General features: G+C 63.3%; 21 protein-coding genes. 14 read left to right on the forward strand and 7 right to left on the reverse strand.

The annotated features are described in order from the left end of the window. The first annotated feature begins 99 nt into the window (after positions 1–99). From NKJ78_RS04465 to NKJ78_RS04500, 8 genes are all read left to right on the forward strand, one after another. Positions 100–1,410 (forward strand): ABC transporter substrate-binding protein, encoded by a 1,311-nt coding sequence (locus NKJ78_RS04465; protein ID WP_023746514.1) that lies wholly within the window; start codon positions 100–102, stop codon positions 1,408–1,410. Between the two features lie 122 nt (positions 1,411–1,532). Beyond that, on the forward strand, positions 1,533–2,405 hold the full coding sequence (locus NKJ78_RS04470; RefSeq protein ID WP_023711367.1) for a carbohydrate ABC transporter permease: 873 nt from the start codon (positions 1,533–1,535) through the stop codon (positions 2,403–2,405). Between the two features lie 11 nt (positions 2,406–2,416). After that, a complete protein-coding gene (locus tag NKJ78_RS04475; protein WP_023671250.1) occupies positions 2,417–3,241 on the forward strand; it encodes a carbohydrate ABC transporter permease in 825 nt (274 codons plus the stop codon). A gap of 50 nt (positions 3,242–3,291) precedes the next feature. Then, a complete protein-coding gene (locus tag NKJ78_RS04480) occupies positions 3,292–4,296 on the forward strand; it encodes an ABC transporter ATP-binding protein (protein WP_023689168.1) in 1,005 nt (334 codons plus the stop codon). Continuing rightward, positions 4,293–5,063, forward strand: a complete 771-nt coding sequence (locus NKJ78_RS04485) for an L-iditol 2-dehydrogenase (protein ID WP_023729778.1) — start codon at positions 4,293–4,295, stop codon at positions 5,061–5,063. Before NKJ78_RS04480 ends, NKJ78_RS04485 begins: the two co-directional genes overlap by 4 nt. A gap of 45 nt (positions 5,064–5,108) precedes the next feature. Further along, the gene (locus tag NKJ78_RS04490) at positions 5,109–6,587 is read left to right on the forward strand and encodes a mannitol dehydrogenase family protein (protein ID WP_352460772.1); all 1,479 of its coding nucleotides are present in this window, start codon (positions 5,109–5,111) and stop codon (positions 6,585–6,587) included. 11 nt (positions 6,588–6,598) lie between these two features. After that, on the forward strand, positions 6,599–7,258 hold the full coding sequence (locus NKJ78_RS04495; protein ID WP_023689170.1) for an HAD family hydrolase: 660 nt from the start codon (positions 6,599–6,601) through the stop codon (positions 7,256–7,258). Positions 7,259–7,391: 133 nt separating this feature from the next. Beyond that, positions 7,392–8,978 (forward strand): FGGY-family carbohydrate kinase, encoded by a 1,587-nt coding sequence (locus tag NKJ78_RS04500; RefSeq protein ID WP_352460773.1) that lies wholly within the window; start codon positions 7,392–7,394, stop codon positions 8,976–8,978. A 54-nt stretch (positions 8,979–9,032) separates the two neighbouring features. Here NKJ78_RS04500 and NKJ78_RS04505 read toward each other — a convergent pair whose 3' ends face one another. The 7 genes from NKJ78_RS04505 to NKJ78_RS04535 all read right to left on the reverse strand — a co-directional run bounded on the left by NKJ78_RS04505 (position 9,033) and on the right by NKJ78_RS04535 (position 16,301). Beyond that, on the reverse strand, positions 9,033–10,127 hold the full coding sequence (locus NKJ78_RS04505; RefSeq protein WP_352460774.1) for an ABC transporter ATP-binding protein: 1,095 nt from the start codon (positions 10,125–10,127) through the stop codon (positions 9,033–9,035). A 2-nt stretch (positions 10,128–10,129) separates the two neighbouring features. After that, complete coding sequence (locus tag NKJ78_RS04510; RefSeq protein ID WP_352460775.1) at positions 10,130–11,176, reverse strand: NAD(P)-dependent alcohol dehydrogenase; 1,047 nt, start codon at positions 11,174–11,176, stop codon at positions 10,130–10,132. Between the two features lie 15 nt (positions 11,177–11,191). Beyond that, positions 11,192–12,004 carry a carbohydrate ABC transporter permease gene (locus NKJ78_RS04515; RefSeq protein WP_023671259.1) on the reverse strand — a complete coding sequence of 271 codons (813 nt, stop codon included), beginning with the start codon at positions 12,002–12,004 and terminating at the stop codon, positions 11,192–11,194. 11 nt (positions 12,005–12,015) lie between these two features. Beyond that, positions 12,016–12,882: a carbohydrate ABC transporter permease gene (locus NKJ78_RS04520; RefSeq protein ID WP_352460776.1), complete on the reverse strand. Its 867-nt coding sequence runs from the start codon at positions 12,880–12,882 to the stop codon at positions 12,016–12,018. Positions 12,883–12,978: 96 nt separating this feature from the next. Continuing rightward, positions 12,979–14,250 (reverse strand): ABC transporter substrate-binding protein, encoded by a 1,272-nt coding sequence (locus NKJ78_RS04525; protein ID WP_352562376.1) that lies wholly within the window; start codon positions 14,248–14,250, stop codon positions 12,979–12,981. Between the two features lie 229 nt (positions 14,251–14,479). Next, complete coding sequence (locus tag NKJ78_RS04530; protein WP_023671262.1) at positions 14,480–15,397, reverse strand: AraC family transcriptional regulator; 918 nt, start codon at positions 15,395–15,397, stop codon at positions 14,480–14,482. 94 nt (positions 15,398–15,491) lie between these two features. Further along, on the reverse strand, positions 15,492–16,301 hold the full coding sequence (locus tag NKJ78_RS04535) for a helix-turn-helix transcriptional regulator (RefSeq protein WP_352460777.1): 810 nt from the start codon (positions 16,299–16,301) through the stop codon (positions 15,492–15,494). A gap of 113 nt (positions 16,302–16,414) precedes the next feature. On the opposite strand from NKJ78_RS04535, the gene NKJ78_RS04540 reads away from it, so the two are divergent. The 6 genes from NKJ78_RS04540 to NKJ78_RS04565 all read left to right on the forward strand — a co-directional run bounded on the left by NKJ78_RS04540 (position 16,415) and on the right by NKJ78_RS04565 (position 22,813). Next, positions 16,415–17,551: an ABC transporter ATP-binding protein gene (locus tag NKJ78_RS04540; RefSeq protein WP_352562377.1), complete on the forward strand. Its 1,137-nt coding sequence runs from the start codon at positions 16,415–16,417 to the stop codon at positions 17,549–17,551. Beyond that, the gene (locus NKJ78_RS04545) at positions 17,532–18,695 is read left to right on the forward strand and encodes an ABC transporter substrate-binding protein (protein WP_352460778.1); all 1,164 of its coding nucleotides are present in this window, start codon (positions 17,532–17,534) and stop codon (positions 18,693–18,695) included. Before NKJ78_RS04540 ends, NKJ78_RS04545 begins: the two co-directional genes overlap by 20 nt. Positions 18,696–18,729: 34 nt before the next feature. Then, complete coding sequence (locus NKJ78_RS04550; protein ID WP_196813865.1) at positions 18,730–19,620, forward strand: ABC transporter permease; 891 nt, start codon at positions 18,730–18,732, stop codon at positions 19,618–19,620. Then, complete coding sequence (locus NKJ78_RS04555) at positions 19,620–20,432, forward strand: ABC transporter permease (RefSeq protein ID WP_023671267.1); 813 nt, start codon at positions 19,620–19,622, stop codon at positions 20,430–20,432. Before NKJ78_RS04550 ends, NKJ78_RS04555 begins: the two co-directional genes overlap by 1 nt. A gap of 28 nt (positions 20,433–20,460) precedes the next feature. Then, entirely contained in the window at positions 20,461–21,222 is a 762-nt protein-coding gene (locus NKJ78_RS04560) for an SDR family NAD(P)-dependent oxidoreductase (RefSeq protein WP_352562378.1), read from the forward strand. A gap of 187 nt (positions 21,223–21,409) precedes the next feature. Next, on the forward strand, positions 21,410–22,813 hold the full coding sequence (locus NKJ78_RS04565; RefSeq protein ID WP_352460780.1) for an MATE family efflux transporter: 1,404 nt from the start codon (positions 21,410–21,412) through the stop codon (positions 22,811–22,813). Positions 22,814–22,979 lie beyond the last annotated feature (166 nt).

The following is a 22,979-nucleotide window of genomic DNA, read 5'->3' on the forward strand; positions in this document are numbered from 1 at the left end:
TGCGCTGCAGCATCGAATCTGGCTTGACATAATTTATGCCAAGTGAGTAATTGCCCATTACCAAGGCAAATGCTCATCTTGGTTCATGGGAGGAATTTGATGAAACTGCGCACGCTCACCCTGGGCTTGTTGTCGGCCAGCGCTTTCGCTTTTGCCGCACACGCCGAATCCATCACCATCGCCACGGTCAACAATGGCGACATGGTCCGCATGCAAAAGCTGACGGACGACTTCACCAAGGCGAACCCCGACATCCAGCTGAACTGGGTCACGCTCGAAGAGAACGTGCTGCGCGAGCGCGTCACCACCGACATCGCAACCAAGGGCGGCCAGTATGACGTGATGACGATCGGCACCTACGAGGTTCCGATCTGGGCCAAGCAGAGCTGGCTGTTGCCGCTCGACAAGCTCGGCGACGACTATGACGCCAAGGACATCATCCCGGCCATCGCCGGCGGCCTCTCGGTCGACGGCAAGCTCTATGCCGCGCCCTTCTACGGCGAAAGCTCCTTCGTCATGTACCGCAAGGACCTGATCGAGAAGGCCGGGCTGACCATGCCCGATGCCCCGACGTGGGACTTCATCAAGCAGGCGGCCGACAAGATGACCGACCGCGCCAATGGCGTGAACGGCGTATGCCTGCGCGGCAAGGCCGGCTGGGGCGAGAACACGGCGTTCCTGACGGCCATGTCCAACTCGTTTGGCGCCCGCTGGTTCGACGAGAACTGGAAGCCGCAGTTCGACCAACCGGAATGGAAGAACACACTGCAGTTCTATGTCGACCTGATGAAGGCCGACGGTCCGGAAGGCGCTTCGTCCAACGGCTTCAACGAGAATCTGGCTCTGTTCCAGCAAGGCAAGTGCGGCATGTGGATCGACGCCACCGTGGCGGCGTCCTTCGTCTCGGATCCGAAGGCCTCGAAGGTGGCCGACAAGGTCGGTTATGCTTTGGCGCCGGACAATGGCCTCGGCAAGCGCGCCAACTGGCTCTGGGCATGGTCGCTGGCGATCCCCGCAGGCACGCAGAAGGCGGAATCCGCCCAGAAGTTCGTCTCATGGGCGACCAGCAAGCACTATGCCGAACTGGTCGCTTCCAAGGAAGGCTGGGCCAACGTTCCTCCGGGAACGCGTTCCTCGCTCTACGCCAATCCCGAGTACCAGAAGGCGGCCCCGTTCGCCAAGATGACGCTGGACTCGATCAATGCCGCCGATCCGGCGCATCCGACGGTCAAGCCGGTGCCCTATGTCGGTGTGCAGTTCGTCGCCATTCCTGAGTTCCAGGGCCTCGGCACAACCGTTGGCCAGCTGTTCTCGGCGGCGCTCGCCGGCCAGACCAGCGTAGACGACGCGCTCAAGCAGGCGCAGGACGCCGCCACGGCGACCATGACCGAAGGCGGCTATATCAAGTAAGGCTCCTCCCGGTGCCGAACGCCGGTCGCCTCCTGACCGGCGATGGCCGCCCGAGTCCCAGTTCGGGCGGCCGCTTTTTCCCCGCTGTGAAAATTCAGTCCGACTAGTGAAGGGTGACCGTCATGGCTACTCAGCAGACCCGTTCGCTTGCCCGCTTCATGATGGCGCCGTCCGTCGTGTTGCTGTTCGTCTGGATGATCGTGCCGCTGGTCATCACCTTCTGGTTCTCCTTCCAGCAATACAATCCGCTGAACCCGATCCGCGACGGCTTCGTCTGGTTCTCGAACTACTCGCTGTTCTATTCCAACCCGGCATTCCTGCAATCGATCCTGAACACGCTCGTCCTGGTCGGCAGCGTGCTGCTGATCACCGTGATCGGCGGCATCATGCTGGCGCTGTTGATCGATCAGCCGATGTGGGGACAGGGGATCGTGCGCATCCTCGTCATCTCTCCGTTCTTCGTCATGCCGCCGGTGGCTGCACTTGTCTGGAAGAACATGATCATGCACCCGCAATACGGCGTCTTTGCCGACATTGCGCGCTTCTTCGGCGCCCAGCCAATCGACTGGTTCGGGCAGCATCCGATGCTGGCCATCATCATCATCGTCGCCTGGCAATGGCTGCCCTTCGCAACGCTGATCCTTTTGACCGCCCTGCAGTCGCTCGACGGCGAGCAGAAGGAAGCCGCCGAGATGGACGGCGCCGGCTTCGTCAGCCGCTTCATCTATCTGACGCTGCCGCACATGTCGCGCGCCATCACCGTCGTCATCCTGATCCAGACCATCTTCCTGCTGTCGGTCTATGCCGAAATCCTGGTCACCACCAATGGCGGACCCGGCTATGCCTCCACCAACCTGCCCTTCCTCGTCTACCAGAAGGCATTGCTGGAGTTCAAAATCGGCCAGGCATCGGCCGGCGGTGTCATCGCCGTCATTCTCGCCAACATCGTCGCCTTCTTCGCCATGCGCGCGGTCGGCAAGAACCTGGACAAGTAAGGGAGGATACGATGGCACGTGCAGTCACCACCCAACACAAGGTCATTGCGACAGGCGCCGCCTGGATCGTCGCGCTGCTGATCTTCTTCCCGATCCTCTACACGATCATCACCTCGTTCAAGTCGGAGCAGGAGGCCATCCAGGGCTTCGCGCTGATCCCGTCGGGGACGTTCGAGAGCTATACCGAGGTCCAGGCGCAGAGCGGCTACTTCAAGTTCTTCTTCAACTCGGTGCTGCTCTCGGTCGGCTCGACCATCCTGGCCCTGATCGTCGCGGTTCCGGCCGCCTGGTCGATGGCCTTCTCGCCGGGCAAGTGGACCAAGGACATCCTGATGTGGATGCTCTCGACCAAGATGATGCCGGCCGTTGCCGTGCTGTTCCCGATCTACCTCATCTTCCGCGATGCCGGACTGCTCGACAGCCGCATCGGCCTGATGATCATGCTGATGCTGATCAACCTGCCGATCGTGATCTGGATGCTCTACACCTACTTCCGCGAAATCCCCGGCGAGATCCTGGAAGCGGCACGCATGGACGGCGCCACCCTGTGGGGCGAGATCGTCTATGTGCTGACCCCCATGGCCGTGCCGGGCATCGCCTCGACCATGCTGCTCAACATCATCCTGGCGTGGAACGAAGCGTTCTGGACCATCCGCCTGACCACCACCGAGGCGGCGCCGCTGACGGCCTTCATCAGTTCGTTCTCAAGCCCGCAAGGCCTGTTCTGGGCCAAGCTTTCGGCGGCATCGACGCTGGCCATCGCGCCCATCCTGATCATGGGCTGGTTCAGCCAGAAGCAGCTGGTGCGCGGGCTGACCTTCGGTGCGGTAAAATAACGGACGTTGCCTGAAGCAATCCGGCCAAATAACCCCTCGGGGAGGAAACCATGGGAAACATCACGCTCAAGAACGTCTCCAAGCATTTCGGATCGACGGTCATCATTCCAGGCCTCGACCTGGTCATCGAGAATGGCGAGTTCGTCGTCTTCGTCGGGCCGTCGGGTTGCGGCAAGTCCACGTTGCTGCGCCTCATCGCCGGGCTCGAGGACACCAGCGGGGGCACCATCAACATCGATGGCCGTGACGTCACCGGCGAGGCGCCGGCCAAGCGCAAGCTGGCCATGGTATTCCAGTCCTATGCGCTCTATCCGCATATGACGGTGGCCAAGAACATCGGCTTCCCGCTGAAGATGGCGGGCGAGGATGTGGCGACGATCGACAAGAAGGTGAAGGACGCAGCCCGGGTCCTCAACCTCACCAACTATCTCGAACGCCGGCCCGGCCAGCTCTCTGGCGGCCAGCGGCAACGCGTCGCCATCGGCCGCGCCATCGTGCGCCAGCCCTCGGCATTCCTGTTCGACGAGCCGCTGTCCAATCTCGACGCCGCACTGCGCGGCACCATGCGGCTCGAAATCAGCGAGCTGCACCATCAGCTCAAGACGACGATGGTCTACGTCACCCACGACCAGATCGAAGCCATGACCATGGCCGACAAGATCGTCGTGCTCAACGCCGGCAACATCGAACAGGTCGGCTCGCCGATGGAACTCTACAAGTCGCCGAAGAACCTGTTCGTGGCGGGCTTCATCGGTTCGCCGAAAATGAACCTGATCGAAGGTGCGCCGGCGGCCAAATACAACGCCAAGACCATCGGCATTCGTCCTGAGCATATGGGGATATCGACCACAGCGGGCGACTGGAAAGCCCTTGTCGGCGTCGCCGAGCATCTGGGCTCCGACACCTTCCTGCATGTCCAGGCCGACGGCGTCGGTCCGCTGACGGTACGCGCCGATGGCGAACTGGCCGTACGCCACGGCGACACCATCTATTTGACGCCGGACAAGGTCCGCATGCATCGCTTCGGCCCCGACGGAAAGGCGCTGACGCAGTGAGACTGAAAGGCAAATCGGCGCTGATCACCGGATCCGCGCGCGGCATCGGCAGGGCTTTTGCCGAAGCCTATACGCGCGAGGGTGCCACGGTGGCCATTGCCGACATCAATCTGGCGGCTGCCGAAAAGACGGCCGCCGAGATTGGCGCCAACGCCTATCCGGTCAGGCTCGACGTCAGCGACCTTGCTTCGATCCAGGCGGCGGTCAAGGCGGTCGAAACAAAGACCGGCGGCCTCGACATACTGATTAACAATGCTGCCTTGTTCGACCTGGCGCCGATCGTCGAGATCACCGAAGCGAGCTATGACAAATTGTTCTCCGTCAACGTCGCCGGCACTTTGTTCATGCTGCAGGCAGCGGCGCGTTCGATGATCGCAAGGGGCAAGGGCGGCAAGATCATCAACATTGCCAGCCAGGCAGGACGGCGCGGCGAGCCGCTGGTCGCCGTCTATTGCGCCACCAAGGCCGCGGTGATTTCGCTGACCCAGTCCGCCGGGCTCGACCTGATCAAGCACCGCATCAACGTCAATGGCATCGCGCCCGGCGTCGTCGACAGCGATATGTGGGATGAGGTCGATGCGCTGTTTGCCAAATATGAGAACCGGCCGAAGGGCGAGAAGAAGCGGCTGGTCGGCGAGGGCGTGCCCTATGGCCGCATGGGCAAGCCGGAGGACCTGACCGGCATGGCGGTCTTCCTGGCCAGCGACGACGCCGAATACATCGTCGCCCAGACCTACAATGTCGATGGCGGCCAATGGATGAGTTGATGGGCCGGGATCACGAAGCCGCAGCCCGGCCAAAAGGGTAGAAAAATGACCGTGAAACTCTCCTCCTCGATCCTCTCGGAACTCCCCGCCAAGGTCGCCGGTCCCAGATATGATCGCTCCAGGCTCAAACCCGGTATCGTCCATTTCGGCGTCGGCAATTTCCATCGCTCGCATCAGGCGGTCTACCTCGACGATCTCTTCAATGCAGGCATCGGCCATGACTGGGCGCTGGTCGGCGCCGGGGTCTTCGAGGGCGAAAAAATCGGCCGTTCCAAGCTGCAGGAGCAGGACTGGCTGACCACCGTGGTCGAGCAGGATTCCGACCATATGAGCGCCCGCGTCACCGGCGTCATGATCGACTTCCTGACGCCCGGCGATGCCGATGCCATCATCGACCAGCTCGCCGATCCGGCGATCAAGATCGTCTCGCTGACCATCACGGAAGGCGGTTATTTCATCGATCCGGCCTCCGGCAAGTTCAACCCGACCCACCCCGACATCGTCGCCGACGCACAGGCAGGCACGACGCCGAAGACGGTGTTCGGCCTCATCCTTGCGGGCCTGATGCGCCGCCGGGCCGACGGCATCGTGCCGTTCACCGTCATGTCCTGCGACAACATCCCTCATAATGGCCATGTCACCTCGGATGGCGTCATTGGGCTGGCCCGGCTGATCGACGAGGATCTGGCGAACTGGGTCAGCGACAATGTCGCCTTTCCCAACGGCATGGTCGACCGCATCACCCCCGCCACCTCCGACCGCGAGCGCGGTATTCTCGCCTCGGAGTTCGGCCTTGAGGACAACTGGCCGGTGTTCTGCGAGCCGTTCAAGCAATGGGTGCTGGAAGACCGTTTCACCGACGGCCGCCCACCGCTGGAAAAGGTCGGTGTGCAATTCGTGAGGGATGTCGCGCCCTATGAGCTGATGAAGATCCGCATCCTCAATGGCGGTCATGCCACGATCGCTTATCCCGCAGGGTTGATGGACATCCATTTCGTCCATGAGGCGATGCAGGAGCCGCTGGTGCGCGGCTTCCTCGCCAAGCTCGAGCATGACGAGATCATCCCGACGGTGCCGCCGGTGCCGGACACCGTGCTGGAGGATTATTACCAGCTCATCGAGCACCGCTTTTCCAACCCGAAGATCGGCGACACCATCCGTCGGCTTTGCCTCGACGGTTCCAACCGGCAGCCGAAATTCATCATCCCGACCATTGCCGACCGGCTGAAGGCCGGCAAAGGCGTCGCGGGTCTGGCGCTCGAGTCCGCGCTGTGGTGCCGCTACTGTTTCGGCACCACAGACAGCGGCGCGGTCATCGAGGCCAACGACCCGAGCTGGGACCGGCTGCAGGCAAGCGCGAAGGCGGCGAAGGACAAGCCCGGTGCCTGGCTTGCGATGGAGGATATCTATGGCGGTGTCGGCCGCTCGGCGCCGTTCGCCGAGGCCTTTGCCCATGCGCTCAAGGTCTTGTGGGCGAATGGCACGCGCGCGACGCTGACGCGCTATATCTCCGGCAAGCTCTGACGCCAGCCGCAATGACGCCCGAACTGGTCATCTTCGACTGTGACGGCGTGCTGGTCGACAGCGAGGCGCTGTCGGTTTCGGCTCTGCTCGGCATGATCTCTGCCGCCGGGGGCTCGGTCAGCGAGGATGCCGCCTACGAGCATTTCCTCGGCAAGAGCATGAAGAGCGTGCGCGAGATACTTCTTCGCGATTTCACCATCGACATCACCGACGTGCATCTTACCGACATGCGCGTCGAACTGATGCGCAAATTCCGCGAGGAGCTGAAGCCAATTCCCGGCATCAGCGACATCCTGCCGAGGCTGGGCGTGCCCTGCTGCGTCGCGTCCTCCGGCACGCTCGACCGCATTCGCTACGCGCTCGACGTCACCGGTCTGCTCGGCCTGCTCGAGCCGCATCTGTTCAGCGCCGCCATGGTCGCGCGCGGCAAGCCGGCGCCGGATCTTTTTCTCCATGCCGCCGCCGCCATGGGCGCGCATCCCGGTAATTGCATCGTAATCGAGGACAGCCCGGCTGGCATCGCCGCGGCGCGTGCCGCCGGCATGCGCGTCTTTGCTTTCACCGGCGGTTCGCACGCCGGCAACCCGGCCTTGAAAGCGCGGCTTGCGTCGAGTGAACCGGACTTTATATTCGCGGACATGCTGCAATTGCCCGATCTGATTGCAGGCTAGAGCATGATGCCGAAAAGTGTGAAGCGGTTTTCGGACGACATCATGCTCTACTTCTTTGATTTAGAGACGGATTCAGATTCAGGTCGAACAGACCTGAAATCATACGGCTCTAGGGAGCGAGAGTAAAAGCATCTTGACGAAGAGCTTCGTTTGCGCGGTCGATGTCGGCACCGGGAGCGCCCGCGCGGGCATTCTCGATACGTCAGGCACCTTGCTCGGCCGCGCCGAGCATCCGATCGTCATGAACCAGCCGAAGGCCGATCACGCCGAGCACAATTCGCAGGATATCTGGTCGGCGGTCTGCATCGCGGTACGTGCCGCGCGCGAAAAGGCCGGTGTGTCAGCCGACGATATTGTCGGCATGTCGTTCGACGCCACCTGCTCGCTGGTGGTGCTGGACAGGAATGCCGGCCAGCTCAGCGTCTCGGTGACGGGCGAACGGCGCTGGGACACCATCGTCTGGCTCGACCATCGCGCCATCGCCGAGGCAGATGAATGCACCGATAGCGGCCACGCCGTACTCGACTATATCGGTGGCGTCATGTCGCCGGAAATGGCGACGCCGAAGCTGATGTGGCTGAAGCGCAATCTGCCGGGAACTTGGCATGAAGCCGGCTACCTGTTCGACCTCACCGATTTCCTGACCTGGAAGGCGACCGGTTCGCTGGCGCGCTCGCAATGCACGCTGACCGCCAAATGGACCTATCTGGCGCATGAGGAAACCGGCTGGCGCCGTGACTTCTTCGACAGGGTCGGGCTTGGCGATCTGTTCGAACACGGCAGCCTGCCGGAGAAGGCAAGTGCTGTCGGCGCAGACATCGGCACGCTCACGCCTGAAGCGGCGGCGGAGTTGGGCTTGAGCGAAAACTGTCGGGTCGGCGCCGGCGTCATCGATGCCTATGCCGGCGCGCTTGGCGTGCTCGGCGGCTTTGCTGGCGACGAGCAGAATATCGGCCGCCATCTGGCATTGATCGCCGGCACCTCGTCCTGCGTCATGGCCATGTCGCCCGATCCGCAGCCTTTCGCCGGCGTCTGGGGTCCATACTATGGCGCCGCACTGCCAAAGCTCTGGCTGTCGGAAGGCGGCCAGTCGGCTACCGGGGCTTTGCTCGACCACATCATCCGCTGGCATGGCGCCGGCGGCGAGCCGGATGCGGCCATGCATGCCAAGATCGCCAGGCGCGTCGCTGAACTGCGCAGCACCGAAGGCGACAAGCTGGCGGCGAGGTTGCATGTGCTGCCGGATTTCCACGGCAACCGCTCGCCCCTTGCCGACCCGCATGCCGTCGGCGTGGTCAGCGGGCTGACGCTGGATTCCTCCTTCGACAGTCTGTGCAAGCTGTATTGGCGCACCGCCGTTGGCATCGCGCTCGGCGTGCGCCATGTGCTGGAGGCGCTGAACGAGAACGGCTATCTCATCGACACGCTGCATGTCACCGGCGGCCACACCAAGAACCCGTTGCTGATGGAGCTTTATGCCGACGCGACCGGCTGCGCGGTGATCGAGCCGCTGGCCGACGAAGCCGTTCTGCTCGGCACCGGCATGGTCGCCGCCACCGCGGCCGATCTGTTCCCGGACCTGAATGCCGCTTGCGTCGCCATGCAGCAAGGCGGCAGGGCGCGCACCTCGAACCCGGCCGCGTCAGGCCGCTTCGACCGCGACTACAAGATTTTCCTCGAAATGCACCGCCAGCGGCAGGAGCTCGACGCCATCAGCTAGAGCAATTCCAGGAAAAATGTGAAACGGTTTTCCGTCCGGAATTGCGTACCAAATCTAGGCCTCCTCTCGCCGGCGCAAGGATGCGCCGGTCGCCGCGTCGAACAGATGCACGCTCTCCTCCTCGAATGTGTAGCGCACAGGCGCGCGTAACGCCGGGCATTCGCGGGCCGATACCAATGCGCCGACCTCCTTGCCGCCGCAGGCGAACGTCACCAGCGCGTCATTGCCATGGAACTCGATGAGGTCGGCGGTGCCTTGCAGAAGATTGATGCTCTGAGCGCCGGCGGTCTTCAGGTCCGGCGGTCGGATTCCAAGCACGGCGCGCTGGACGCCGCGTAGATCGAAGCCCGAGCCTTCTATGGAGAAGCTCGAGCCGCCGCCTGTCAGCGTCCAGCGTTCGTCCTTCCGCCCGACGGCCACGTCGATGAAATTCATGTTCGGCGTACCGATGAAGCCGGCGACGAACAGATTGCCCGGCTGGCGATAGATCTCGGCCGGCGAGCCGATCTGTTCGATGACGCCATCCCTGAGCAGCACGATCCGGTCGGCCAGCGTCATCGCTTCCAACTGATCGTGGGTGACATAGACGGTGGTGGTCCTCAGCGACTGATGCAGCCGGGCGATCTCGACCCGCATGTGGTTGCGCAGCTTGGCATCTAGATTGGACAGCGGCTCGTCGAACAGGAACACTTTCGGCGTCTTGATCATGGCGCGCGCAATCGCCACGCGCTGCTGCTGGCCGCCGGAAAGTTCGGTCGGCTTGCGGGCGAGGTAAGGTTCGAGGCCGAGCGTCGTTGCCACCGCCTCGACCCGCTTCCGGATCTCGGCCGGGGGCACTTTCTGTCGCTTGAGCCCAAAGGCGATGTTGTCGAAGATCGTCATATGCGGGTAGAGCGCATAGTTCTGGAAAACCATGGCAATGCCGCGCTCGCCGGGCTCGAGATCGTTGACCACTTTGCCGCCGATCGACACTTCCCCGCCGCTGATATCCTCCAGTCCGGCCAGCATCCTGAGCAAGGTCGACTTGCCGCAGCCGGACGGGCCGAGGAATACGACGAATTCGTGCTCCTCGATCGAGAGATTGAGGTCGCGGATGACGGTGGTGGCGCCGTAAGCCTTGTCGACATGGGAGCAAACGATCGCGGACATGGTCAGCCCTTCTCGCCGGTAAGAAGGATTTGCAGCTTGACGTCTTGCGGCTTGCCTTGCGCCGCCCGCTCGAAGGCCTCGATGCTGTCCGAGAAATCATAAGTGCCGGTGATCAGCGGCTTGAGGTCGACCTTCCCCGAGGCGATCAGCTGCAGCGCGCGGTCGAAGATGTTGGCGTAACGGAACACCGTCTCGATGCGCACTTCCTTTGAGATCGCCGCCGGAACGTTGAGGCTGACCGGTTCGACAGGCAGTCCGACCAGCACCACCGCGCCGCCCGGCCGCACGACATCGAACAGGTCGGCGAATGCCTTCGGGCTGCCGCTCGCCTCGAACACGATATCCGCGCCCCAATTGTCGGTCGCGGCGGAGACTGCGTCGACCAGCGATTGCTCACCTATATTGACCGGCACGATGCCGCGATATTGCGCGGCAATCTTGAGCTTGGGTGCGGAAAAATCGGAGATCAGCACCTTCGAGCAGCCGCCGGCCAGCGCCGCCAGCGCGATCATGATGCCGATCGGGCCGCAGCCGACGACGACGGCGACGTCGCCAGGCACGATGCGGGCGCGGCTCGCCGCCTGCATGCCGATGGCAAAGGGTTCGACCATCGCGCCTTCGGCGAAGGTGACATTGTCCGGCAGTCTGTAGGTGAAGGCGGCCGGGTGCACGGCATAGGGCGCCAGCACGCCATGCACAGGCGGCGTCGCCCAGAAGGAGACGTCAGGGTCGACATTGTAGATGCCGAGCCTCGTCGCGCGCGACGACAGGTTCGGCACGCCCGGCTCCATGCAGACGCGGTCGCCGACCTTCAGCGTGCCGACATTGGCGCCGATCTCGACGATCGTTCCCGCGGCTTCGTGGCCGAGCACCATCGGGGCCCGCACGACATAGCTGCCGATGGCGCCATGGGTGTAATAGTGCACGTCGCTGCCGCAGACGCCGACCGTGTGGATGGCTATCTTGACATCGCCCGGTCCGACCTCGAGCGGCAGCGCGATCTCGCGCAGCGACAGTTCGCCTTTTTTCTCAAGCACCAGTGCCCGCATAGGTAAGTCCTCGCATCAAGTCTTTTTTTGCCGGAAAACGGAATTCAGGAAGCCGCTGAGCACGCCGAGGAACAGCAGCGGCGGCAGCGACAACAGCACGACCGAGGCGTTGAGGATTCCCCACGGCACGTTCATGCCTTGCTGTGAAAGTTCGGAAGCGACGATCGGCAATGTCTTGGCGTTGGAACTGGACAGCATCAGCGCGATCAGGAATTCGTTCCACACCAGCACGAAGCTGAAGGCGACGGCGCCGATCAGAGAGCGCGCCGCTACCGGCAGCGCAATGCGCCAGAACACCGAGTAAGCGCCGTAGCCGTCGACGAAAGCGGCTTCCTCGATTTCCTTCGGCACGGCCTGGAAGGCGGGAATGGCGAGCCACATGATCACCGAGATGGTGAGCAGCGAATAGGTGACGATCAGCGCCGGCAAGGTGTCGTAGAGCCCGATCTGCAGCCAGATCACCATCAGCGGAATGGCGACTGCCACCGGGGGCAGGAAGCGCAGCGACAACACGAAGAACTGGATGTCGCCAGCGAAGCGATTGGGATAGCGCGCCACCGCATAGGCTGCCGGAAGGCCGAGCATGACGCCGATCAGCACGGCGACGCCGCAGGAAATGACCGAGTTATAGAGACCGGTCATTACGCTGTCGCGGCCGATGATGTAGCTGATATTGTCGAAGGTCGGGGTAAACACCAGGCGCGGCACGCGGGTGATGATGTCGACATTGTTCTTCAGCGAATTGACCGCCGTCCATGCGAGCGGAAACACCGCCATGAAGCCGGCGAAGGCCAGGATGATCTTGCCGATGAGGCGGCCCGGTCTCATGCGATACGGCCTCATGCCTGCACCCGCTTCCACAGCATGGTGAAGGTGATGACAGTCGCGATCATCATCAGCACCGCCATGGCCGAGGCATAGGACACCTTGCCGGACTCGATGAAGCCTTGCGAGAAGGCGTACATGTCGAGTGTCTCGGTCGCCACGCCCGGCCCGCCGCGCGTCATCACATAAATCAGGTCGAAGGAGCGCAGCGATTCGATCATCTTGACGAACATCAGGCTGATCAGCGGCGCCTTCAGCATAGGCAAGGTCACATAGGCATGGATCTGCCAGCGTTTGGCGTGGTCGAGCCGCGCCGCTTCGATCGGCTGCGGCGGCAAGGTCTCCAGAAGCTTCAGCACGATGACCGCGAAGAACAGTCCCCACTGCCAGACATCGACCGAGGCGACGGCAAACAGGGCCGTCGACGGCTTCGACAGCGGGTCGAAGATCAGCCCGCCGGTGATCAGCCTGTAGGGATAGGTGGCGATGCCGTAGAGCGGATGATAGGCAAACTTCCACACGAAGGCCGCCGAGACACGCGGCAACAGCACCGGGATGATGAACAGCAGGCAGTAGATGTTGCGCAGCCGCGGCGACGCTACTTCGAACATCAGCACGCCGAGCCCGATCGCCACCATCATCGTCGCCACCACGGTGACGATTTCCCACTTCACCGAAACCCAGACCGCGTTGAGGAAACGCCGGTCGGCGAACAGGTCGATGAAGTTCGACAGCCAGACCCAGGAATAGTCCGACGAGCTCAGCTCGCGGTTCTGCAGCGCAATGACGACGGCGTAGAGCGTCGGCACCATCGACAGCACCAGAAGAATGGCGAGCGTCGGAACCAGAAACGTCACGGGCAGGGAAGAGCGTCGGCGCATTGCCTATCCTCGGGCTGTGCCTTTTTGGAGAGACCCGCGGCGCACAGTCCCGGCATCCAGTCGAATGCCGTGGACCGCGCGCCGCGGGCGGGAGGATTACTTCTTCTTCACCAGCTCGTTGGCGTAGGCCTCGAGTTCGTCGAGGCCGCCCTTGACGTCGGTGCGCGTGCCGGTGACCAGCTCTTCCAGGATGATGCCCCAGCGGTCGCCGAGATCCGGCCAGAGCGGATCCTGCCAGAAGTTCACCGCCGTCACCTTGCCGGTATCGGCAAGCGCCTGGCCGAGATCGGCGCCGTAAATGTCGGCGAACTCCTTGCTGGACAGCACGCTGGTGCGGTTGAGCTCGCCGAATTGGTGCGCGTCGAGCCGGCGCTTCTCGTTCTCCTTCGACGTCGCCCAGGCGATGAACAGGCCGGCGCATTGCTTCGCGGCGTCATCGGCATTGGCCTTGGCGGCGATGGCGAGGCCGTGGCCGTAGCCGCCGCCGGTCAGTGGCGAGGGCGGCGGCAGGAAGCCGATCTTGCCGACCACTTGCGAGGTCTTCGGGTCGACCGCCATGCCCGACAGCGGCGTCGATTCGACCAAGATGGCAACCTGGCCCGACAGGAAGGCGCCGGTCGATTCATCCCAGCTGCCGGTCTGCGTGCCGGGCGCTGAATCCTTGAACAGTTTAAGATAGGTCTCGGTCGCTTTGACCGCGGCCTCGGAGTTGAAAGCCGGCTTGTCACCGTCGAACCATTTTCCGCCATAGGCCTTGAAGAACGGCATCCAGCGCCAGACATTGGCGCCCGAGCCGCGCGCGCCGCGCAGCGCGATGCCGTACATGCCCTTGTCGGGATCGGTCAGCTTCGGCACGTCGGCGATCAACTCGTCCAGCGTCTTCGGCGGCTGGATGCCGGCGGCTTCCAGAATGTCCTTGCGGTAGACCATCAGGTCGCCGCCGCCGGTCAGCGGCGCGAACCACACCTTGCCGTCATAGGTGGCGACCTTCTGCCGGCCCGGGTCGAAATCGGCGTAGTCGTAGTCAGCCGGGTAATAGTCGGTGAGCGGCACGATCCATTTCGACGAGGCGAACAGCGCGACATTGGCTTCGTCGACATAGTAGACGTTGTAGTTGCCGACCGTGGACGCATCGGCGCGCGACTTTGCCCGGCGGTCGTTCTCGTTGAGATAGTCGATCTGGAAGCTGGCGCCGGCCAGTTTCTGGAACTCGTCCTTGGACGCCTCCAGCAGCGTCAGCCCGTCACGCGGTTGCGCCAGCACCTTGACCGGCGCCGAGCAGACCGGCGCCGCCAGCGCCATGGTCGAGAGGGTCGTGGTAAGCATGAAAGCTGCGCTTATGCTCGCAGCGAGCCGAATTGGTTTCATTGATTTTCTCCTCCAGGAACAGTCGCAGGAAGCGGAAGTCTTCGGTTGCGCGATCCTCGCCATCGCCCGAGCGACAAGCCACCCATCGCCAAAATGAGGAGTTGCTAAAGGCCGCGCTAGAAGCCCCGTTGCAGCAGACCTGTACTTTTATGCATTGTGCGCTGCAAAATCCGGCCCGACTGCACGGCCTCTGTCACATGAGTACCGATGGAGTGAGGAAGGCCGGTTTTCAGGCGCGCATCGTCATCCGCTGCTTCGACAGCTTGCGGTAGGATGAGGGCGTCATCCGGTGCTTGCGCAGGAAGGCGCGGTTGAAGTTGGAGATGTTCATGTAGCCGACCTGGAAGCAGATGTCGGTGATCGGAATATCGGTGTCCGCCAGCAGCTTGCAGGCTTGCCAGAGCCGGAGCTTGGCGATGTGGTCGCTGAAACTGTTGCCGGTGTTTTTCTGGAAGAAGCGCGAAAACGTGCTTTCGCTCATCCCCGCCAGCTCCGCCGCCTCCGGCAGCTTCAGGTCCTCGGCGAAGTGCTGGAAGAGATAGGTCAGCGTGCGCTGGATGATGTCCAGCGAGGTTGCGTCGAGCGCGGGTGAGAAATCCGGCGAGGACAAAAGCTCGTATTCGTCTGTCCTGGCCAGCAGATCGACCAGTTCGAGGAAGAGGCAAAACCGGGCGAGCCCGTGCACGGTGCCCATCCGTTCCATCAGCGCAGCGCCGTCGAGCGCGGCGCGGCCATGGAAGACGATGCCGCGCAGCGATCGCTCCAGGAACGGTTCTAGTTCGCGCAGCTCCGGCAGGAGTCCCGCCGAGCCGCGCAGCCGCTGCGGATCGAATTGCAGCACGATGTCGCGTCCTTCGATCAGCTCGCCGGGTTGCACCGATGTCACCCAGTCATGCGGCAGCCCGCCGCCGACGATGCTCAGGTAGCCCGGCCCGAATTCGCCAATGTGATCGCCGACCAGCGCGACCCCGGAAGACTTCCTCAGGAGATGGATCTCGTATTCCGGATGAAAATTCCAGACATTGCGCTCCCAGGGATAGTCGTCGAGCCGCCACAGGAAACTGTCGCTCGCCTCGGTGACGATGTGCTCGAAAGCCGGCACCGTGCGAGGGATCGCGGCCGTGTTCTTTCTGCGCCTGAATGCCATCGTCTGCTCTCCGGGGCGTATGAGGAAGCGACTGGTTTCGGGTAATCCGTAGCAGTCTGTTGCCCGCAAGTGAACGATGTCTGCCTCAGCGATTTCAACGCCGGCTCTCGATGATCTCAATGAAGCGGGCGAACAGCCCGGCCTGGGATTTGACGCCGAGTTTGCGATGGATGTTGCGGCGATGAACCTTCACCGTTCCCGGCACGATGCGCATGGCTCTCGCGATCGACTCGGTGGAATGCCCCTGCAGCACCAGATCGACGACATGCTTTTCGCGCGGGGTCAGCGACAGGCTTTCCCAAATGTGGGCGCGGTCGAACTCGTTGACGGCGGCGATCGTCTCGCCCTGCTCCGCTTCGTCCTGCTCCTCGGCCGCAAGTGCGGGCCAGCGCAACCGGGCGAAGTTGATGACCGCCGGCGCCATGTCGCGCAGCAGCCTGGCATCGGCGGTGCCGAAGGGACCCGAGGCGTGCAATCGCATCAGCGACAGCACCAGCGCATCCTTGCCGGGCAGCGGCACGAAGAAGCCGACCTCCTCGGCCAGCCTTGTCTGGCTATAATAGGTGCGAAAATACTCGCTGGCATAGAAGCGGTCGGGCGCCAGCTCGCGCATGCGCCAGAACCCCTCCTTGCGCTCCACCGCCGCGTGATGAAATGGGTCGAGCAGATAAGGTCCTTCCTGATAGAGCGTGACGAAGACATGGCTCTCGGCCGGCGAGAAGGTTTCGAACAGCAGCGGCGGTCGCGATGCGCCGCGATAGCCGAAGATCACGCAGTGGTCGAAGCTGACATGCTGGCTCAGCCAATCGACCATTGCCTGGCCGAACATTTCGCCGCTGGTCTCTCGCGTTGCCGCGACAAGGGCTGCGAGCCGGCTGTATTCGTCGCTGCGGGACGCACTCAACCTATACCCCCTCAAACGAGAAAATAGATCAGATATACCACCTGCGAGGTATATACTAGCCGCCATTGGCTCTGGTAGCGTCCTGAAATAGCCCTGTTGCTGGAGCCAGCACTTTGACCGCAGTGCCCGACATCGAGTTTCGCGGCGTCACCAAGCGCTATGGCGCCGTGACCGCTGTCAGCGGCATCGATCTGGCTGTGCCGCCCTCCGCCTTTGTCGCCCTTCTCGGACCGTCCGGCTGCGGCAAGACCACATGCCTGCGCATGATCGGCGGCTTCGAGCAGCCGAGCGAAGGCCAGGTGTTTATCCGTGGCCGGGACATGGCCGGAACGCCGCCCTATCGTCGGCCGGTCAACATGGTGTTCCAGCAATACGCGCTGTTTCCGCATCTCGATGTCGAAGCCAATGTGTCCTACGGGCTGCGCCAGGCACGGCCGCGCCTGTCGTCGCAGGAAATCGGCCGGCGCGCCGGCGAGGCGCTCGAAATGGTGCGGCTCGCCGGCTATGGCCGCCGCAAGATCCACGAACTCTCCGGCGGCCAGCAGCAGCGCGTCGCGCTGGCGCGCGCACTGGTCAACAAGCCGGCCGTGCTGTTGCTCGACGAGCCGCTGGCGGCCCTCGACAAGAAACTGCGCACCGACATGCAGATCGAGTTGCAGAACCTGCAGCGCGAGATCGGCATCACCTTCGTGCTGGTCACCCACGACCAGGAGGAAGCGCTGTCGATGAGCGACTTCGCCTGCGTCATGAACGGCGGCCGCATCGTACAGCTCGGGCAACCAAGCGAGATCTATGACGAGCCGGCCGACCTGTTCGTCGCCGACTTCGTCGGCAAGACCAATCTGTTGAGCGGCAAGGTTGCCGGGCATACAGGCGATCTGGTCAATGTGGCGCTGGCGGACGGAACCGTCATTGCCGCGCGCAAACGAACCGCCTTGCAGCAGGGCGAGACCGTTTCTGTCAGCCTGCGCCCTGAATCGCTAAGCCTCGGCGCCACGGAAGGCAGCCCGTTCAAAGGCATCGTGCGCAACCGGATCTTCTTGGGCTCGACGGCGGAATACGCCATCGAGGTGCAGGGCATCGGAACGCTGCTGGCCAAGGCCGACCATGTGATCGGCCATGGCAACCTCTTCAAGCCGGGTGAACCCGTCGCCATCGGCTTTGCCTCCGGGACGCCGCTGGCGTTTCCGGAGACCAAGAACAACGGGACCAACCAGAGGGTAGCAAAAAATGTCGAAATCATATCGTGACGGACTGCCGATTAGCCCTGAGAACTTCGTCGACCAGCTGATGCGCCTGAAGCGCGGCTCGATCGGCCGCCGCGACTTCCTCGGCCTCACCGGCCTTGGCATCGCAACCGCGGTGATGGCGCGCGAGCTCGGCATCATGCCGACGCCGGCCTTTGCCGCCGAAAACCTTGGCGACCGCATGTCGATCGCCACCTGGCCGAACTACCACGACCCGCAGACCTTCGAGAATTTCAAGAAGGACACCGGCGTCGCCGTCGAGGTCAACGTCTTCGGCTCCAATGAGGAGATGCTTGCCAAGCTGCAGGCCGGCGCCTCGGGCTGGAGCCTGTTCGTGCCGACCAACTACACGATCTCGACCTACAAGAAACTCGGCATCATCGATCCGCTCGACATGGCCAAGCTGCCGAATTTCGACAGCTCCCAGGAGGACCCGCGCTTCACCTCGGAAGGCACGATCGACGGCACGACCTACGCGGTGCCGAAGAACTGGGGCACCACGGGCTTTGCCGTCAACACCAAGAAGCTGGCCAAGCCGATGACCAGCTGGAAGGAATTCTGGGACGTCGCCATGGCTGAGGGCGATGGCCGCACCATGGTGCACGACTACCAGTTGACCACCATCGGCAACGCGCTGAAATATTACGGCTATTCCTTCAACTCGCTGAAGCAGGACGAACTCGCCAAGGCCGAGGAGCTGCTGCTCAAGGTCAAGCCGCATCTGTTCGCGGTCTCGTCCGACTACCAGCCGGGCATGCGGGCGGGCGACGCCTGGATGACCATGTGCTGGACGAATGATGGCGCACAGCTGCATCGCGATATCCCGGAGATCGCCTATGTGCTGGGCAAGGAGGGCGGCGAAATCTGGACCGATTTCTACGCCATCCCGAAGGACGCGCCGAACAAGCCGGCCGGCTATGCCTTGCTCAACTATCTGATGACCCCCGACGTCGCGGTGAAGGAGCATCTCGCCAATGGCGCGCCGTCGACCGACGCACGCGTCAACAAGCTGCTGCCCAAGGAAGTGCTCGACAATCCGATCCTCTATCCGGCGGCCGACCTGTTGACACCGCTGGAATTCGGTGCGGCGGCGACGCTGACCGATCCCGGCCGCGCCGAGCTGATGGCGCGCTTCAAGTCGGCTTGAGGCCGGCCTGACGCAAACGGAAACCGGTGGGCCTATGTCCGCCGGCATCGGGGCGGTTTCCATGCACGGCAACAGATTTCGGTATAACATCCTGACAGCGCTGCTGCTCGCTCCGGCTACAGCGTGGCTGGTGGTGTTTCTGGTGTTGCCGTTCGTCGCCATTGCCGTGTTCAGCGTCGGCGAGCGGGCGCCGGAGGGCGGCTACCAGGCCGCCTTCACGCTGGCGCAATATGCCAACCTCCCGGCGCGGGCGACTGCCTTCTGGAACACGATGATGCTGGCGCCGGTGGGCGCGCTTGCCTGCCTGCTCGTCGCCTACCCCGTCGCCTACTACCTTGCCCTGAAGGCGCCGCAACGCTGGCGGCTGATCCTGCTTGCGCTCGTCGTCATTCCGTTCTGGACCAGCCTTTTGATGCGTACCTATGCCTGGATGTACATTCTGGGCGGACGCGGCATTCCCGCGCTGCTGGCCTTTGTCGGCATCGAGGATGTCAGGCTGATCAACACGCCGGGCGCCGTGCTGCTCGGCATCGTCTATGGCTATTTGCCCCTCATGATCCTGCCGATCTATGTCAGTCTCGAGCGGCTCGACCGAAGGCTGCTGGAGGCCTCCGCCGATCTCGGCGCGACGCCGCTCTCGACCTTTCTGGGTGTCACCCTGAAGCTGTCGCTGCCGGGCGTGATGACAGGTTTCTCGCTGGTCATGATCCTGCTGCTTGGCGAATACCTGATCCCGACCCTGCTTGGCGGCGGCAAGGTGTTCTTCATCGGCAACGCGCTGGTCGACCTGTTCCTGCAGTCGCGCAACTGGCCGTTCGGATCGGCCATCGCCATCACGCTGGTGGCGGTTTCGGTGGTGGTGCTGATCGCGGCAAACCGCATTTCGACACGGGTGTCGGGCGCCCGCAGGGTGGATCTGATCTGATGCGCGCCTTCGTCACAGCCGTCTTCGCCTTCCTCTATCTGCCGATCGCGTTGGTCGTGCTGTTTTCCTTCAACGCCGGCCGCCATGCCAGCGAGTTCACCGGCTTTTCGGTGCAGTGGTACGGCACGGCGCTGTCGAACCCGTTCCTGGTCGAGGCGTTGAAGAACAGCCTGTTCATCGCCACCACCAGCGCCCTTCTGGCGGCGGTGTGCGGCACGGCAGCCGCACTCGGCCTGGCGCGGGTCGGGCTCAGAACCCGCGCCGTCTTCGACGCGCTGATGGGTGCCGCGATCGTCGTTCCCGGCGTCGTCATCGGCATCTCGACGCTCGTCGCGCTGGTCCAGCTGTTTGGCGTGCTCAACCCGTTCCTCGCCTCGATCTGGCCAAACGACCAGCCGCCGCGCCTGTCGCTCGGCTATGGATCGATCATCGCCGCCCACGGCCTGTTTTCGATGGCGTTGGTGACGATGATCGTCGGCACGCGTCTCGCCAGCCTCGACCGCAACCTGGTCGAGGCCTCGAGCGATCTCTACGCCACGCCGCTGACGACGTTTCGCTCGATCGTGCTGCCGCAGATCATGCCGGCGGTGATCGCCGGCTTCCTGCTCGCCTTCACCTTCTCCTTCGACGATTTCATCGTCGCCTTCTTCGTCGCCGGCGCGCAGACGACGCTGCCGATCTATGTCTTCGCCTCGATCCGGCGCGGCGTGACGCCGGAAATCAACGCCATCGCCACCATCGTGCTCGTCGCCTCGGTTCTTCTGGTGGTGCTTGCCCAATGGCAGCTGCGCCAGCGCCAGCCGTCAAACTGAACAAGCCATCCAGCTGAAAGACAAATTCATGCTCCTCAAAGACCGCATCGCCGTGGTGACGGGCGCCGGTTCCGGCATCGGCCGCGCCGGCGCCATGATCATGGCCAGGGAAGGCGCGCTGGTGGTCATCGCCGACCGGGATAAGACCAGCGGCGAGGCGACAGCGGCGAGTATCCGCGCGGCTGGCGGGCAGGCCGAGGCCATTGTCACCGACGTCTCTGACGACGCCGCGGTAGGGCAGCTCATCACAGGCACTCTCGGCAAAAATGGCCGCATCGACATTCTGCACAATCACGCCGGCATCCAGGTCGGCGGCGCGCTGACCGAGGTCGAAGTCGATGGTATGGATGCGTCCTGGCGCATCAATGTACGGGCGCAGTTCCTGGCCGCGCGGCTGGTCATGCCGGCAATGGTCGCGCAAGGCGGCGGCGTCATCCTCAACACGGCCTCGAATTCCGGCGTGTTCTACGATCGCGAAATGATCGCCTATGCCACCTCCAAACATGCGGTTGTGGCGATGACCAGGCAGATGTCGCTCGACTATGCCCGGCACAATGTGCGCGTCAACGCGCTCTGCCCCGGTTGGGTCGACACGCCCTTCAACGAGCCGTTCATCGCCCAGATGGGCGGACGCGAGGCGATCGAGACCTATGTCCGCACCAAGATTCCGATGGGCCGCTGGGCGAGCGCCGAAGAGATCGCCGAAGCGATCCTGTTCCTCGTCTCCGACCGCTCATCCTTCATGACCGGCCAGGCACTGGTGATCGACGGCGGCGAAAGCATCGGCTGATCCAAAGGCAGCCGGATAAGAGGGTTCCCGCCTCTGGCTCAATCGCCGGCTGCCCGTCCTCCCTTGCCTTCATGTCGCATTTCGTCCAATAGAACGACGCAAACGCTGCGAAACCGAAGGTTTTGCCGTTTGGAAGTGCGGCTTCCGGCCTCGTTGCCGACGCGCCGCAATCGGAAAGAGCAGGACAATGTCTGCGATCGAAGCCGGCGCTCGTGCGCCGGAAAATCTTTGGCGTCAGGAAATCAGGGCGACGCTGGCGCTGGCCTGGCCGATGGTGCTCACCAATCTCGGCCAGACCGCGATGACCGCCACCGACGTCATGATGATGGGGCGTCTGGGCGCGGACACGCTGGCCAGCGGCGCGCTCGGCGCCAACCTCTATTTCATGCCGCTGATCTTCGGCCTCGGCCTGATGCTGGCGACCTCGCCGATGATCGCCACCGAGCTTGGCCGCCGCCGCTATTCGGTGCGCGATTTGCGCCGCACCGTGCGGCAAGGGCTGTGGCTGGCGATCCTGATCTCGATCCCGATCTGGATCGTGCTGTGGCATGGCGAGGCCATTCTGCTGGCCATGGGCCAGGAGCCGGCATTGGCACATCAGGCCGGCATCTATCTGCGCTGGCTGGAATGGGCGGTGCTGCCTTTCTACGGCTATATCGTGCTGCGTTCCTTCATCTCGGCGCTGGAGCGGCCGGGCTGGGCGCTGATCATCGTCTTCGTCGCCGTCGCCTGCAACGCCTTCTTCAACTGGGTGTTCATGTTTGGCAATCTCGGCGTCACCTCGATGGGCATCGCCGGTTCGGGGCTGGCGACCACGCTGTCGAGCACGCTGATGTTTTGCGGCCTGGCAGCCGTGGTGATGCTGGAGAAGAAGTTCCGCCGCTACCGCCTGTTCGGCCGCTTCTGGCGCTCCGACTGGCCGCGCTTCAAGGGTCTGCTGCGGCTCGGCATGCCGATCGCCGGCATCCTCGCCTTCGAGGTGACGATCTTCAATGCAGCAGCCCTGCTGATGGGCCTGATCGATGCGGATTCGCTCGCCGCGCACGCTATCGCAATCCAGATCGCCTCGATCTCCTTCATGGTGCCGCTCGGTCTCAACCAGGCCGTCACCGTGCGCGTCGGGCTGGCCCACGGCGCCGGCAATCCGGCAGGCGTTTCGCGCGCCGGCTGGACCGCCTTCGTCATCGGCGTCTCGTCCATGGCGCTGATGGCGCTGGTGATGGTGCTGTGGCCGCATCTGTTGATCAGCGCCTTCATCGATATGACCGATCCGGCGAACGCCAGGGTGATCGCGCTGGCCGTGTCGTTCCTGGCCTTTGCCGCGCTGTTTCAGATCTTCGACGGCGCGCAGGCCGTTGCCGCCGGCATGCTGCGCGGCCTGCACGACACCAAGCTGCCGATGATCTATGCCGCCATCGGCTATTGGGGCATCGGCCTGCCGCTCGGCGTGCTGCTCGCCTTCCATTTCGGCCTGCACGGCGTCGGCATTTGGATCGGCCTGGCGTCGGGCCTGGCGGTGGTGGCGGTGCTGCTGCTCGCACGCTGGCTGCGGCGGGACCGACTGGCGCCGCCACTGGTGTTCGGGCATTGAAACGGACAGCCGGTGGTTGCCGGCGTGATGTCCTTCCACTGTGGTTCGTCCGACGGCGCCTTCTGATCGGCCTGCGAAACCCGTCCGCCAAGCGCCCGAATCGGTCATCCTGATCTCGCCTTTAGGCCGTCTCCGCATCTTTGGCTGTGGCTGAGCCCTGAACGAT

The organism is Mesorhizobium sp. M0037 (assembly GCF_040323635.1).
Taxonomy (GTDB): Bacteria; Pseudomonadota; Alphaproteobacteria; order Rhizobiales; family Rhizobiaceae; genus Mesorhizobium.

What these genes read in the sequence shown, in the direction of transcription:
- NKJ78_RS04465 (WP_023746514.1), top strand. Translation starts at nt 100, where the DNA reads ATGAAACTGCGCACGCTCACCCTGGGCTTGTTGTCGGCCAGCGCTTTC.
- NKJ78_RS04470 (WP_023711367.1), top strand. Translation starts at nt 1,533, where the DNA reads ATGGCTACTCAGCAGACCCGTTCGCTTGCCCGCTTCATGATGGCGCCG.
- NKJ78_RS04475 (WP_023671250.1), top strand. Translation starts at nt 2,417, where the DNA reads ATGGCACGTGCAGTCACCACCCAACACAAGGTCATTGCGACAGGCGCC.
- NKJ78_RS04480 (WP_023689168.1), top strand. Translation starts at nt 3,292, where the DNA reads ATGGGAAACATCACGCTCAAGAACGTCTCCAAGCATTTCGGATCGACG.
- NKJ78_RS04490 (WP_352460772.1), top strand. Translation starts at nt 5,109, where the DNA reads ATGACCGTGAAACTCTCCTCCTCGATCCTCTCGGAACTCCCCGCCAAG.
- NKJ78_RS04495 (WP_023689170.1), top strand. Translation starts at nt 6,599, where the DNA reads ATGACGCCCGAACTGGTCATCTTCGACTGTGACGGCGTGCTGGTCGAC.
- NKJ78_RS04505 (WP_352460774.1), bottom strand. Translation starts at nt 10,127, where the DNA reads ATGTCCGCGATCGTTTGCTCCCATGTCGACAAGGCTTACGGCGCCACC.
- NKJ78_RS04510 (WP_352460775.1), bottom strand. Translation starts at nt 11,176, where the DNA reads ATGCGGGCACTGGTGCTTGAGAAAAAAGGCGAACTGTCGCTGCGCGAG.
- NKJ78_RS04515 (WP_023671259.1), bottom strand. Translation starts at nt 12,004, where the DNA reads ATGAGACCGGGCCGCCTCATCGGCAAGATCATCCTGGCCTTCGCCGGC.
- NKJ78_RS04520 (WP_352460776.1), bottom strand. Translation starts at nt 12,882, where the DNA reads ATGCGCCGACGCTCTTCCCTGCCCGTGACGTTTCTGGTTCCGACGCTC.
- NKJ78_RS04525 (WP_352562376.1), bottom strand. Translation starts at nt 14,250, where the DNA reads ATGAAACCAATTCGGCTCGCTGCGAGCATAAGCGCAGCTTTCATGCTT.
- NKJ78_RS04530 (WP_023671262.1), bottom strand. Translation starts at nt 15,397, where the DNA reads ATGGCATTCAGGCGCAGAAAGAACACGGCCGCGATCCCTCGCACGGTG.
- NKJ78_RS04545 (WP_352460778.1), top strand. Translation starts at nt 17,532, where the DNA reads ATGTCGAAATCATATCGTGACGGACTGCCGATTAGCCCTGAGAACTTC.
- NKJ78_RS04550 (WP_196813865.1), top strand. Translation starts at nt 18,730, where the DNA reads ATGTCCGCCGGCATCGGGGCGGTTTCCATGCACGGCAACAGATTTCGG.
- NKJ78_RS04555 (WP_023671267.1), top strand. Translation starts at nt 19,620, where the DNA reads ATGCGCGCCTTCGTCACAGCCGTCTTCGCCTTCCTCTATCTGCCGATC.
- NKJ78_RS04560 (WP_352562378.1), top strand. Translation starts at nt 20,461, where the DNA reads ATGCTCCTCAAAGACCGCATCGCCGTGGTGACGGGCGCCGGTTCCGGC.
- NKJ78_RS04565 (WP_352460780.1), top strand. Translation starts at nt 21,410, where the DNA reads ATGTCTGCGATCGAAGCCGGCGCTCGTGCGCCGGAAAATCTTTGGCGT.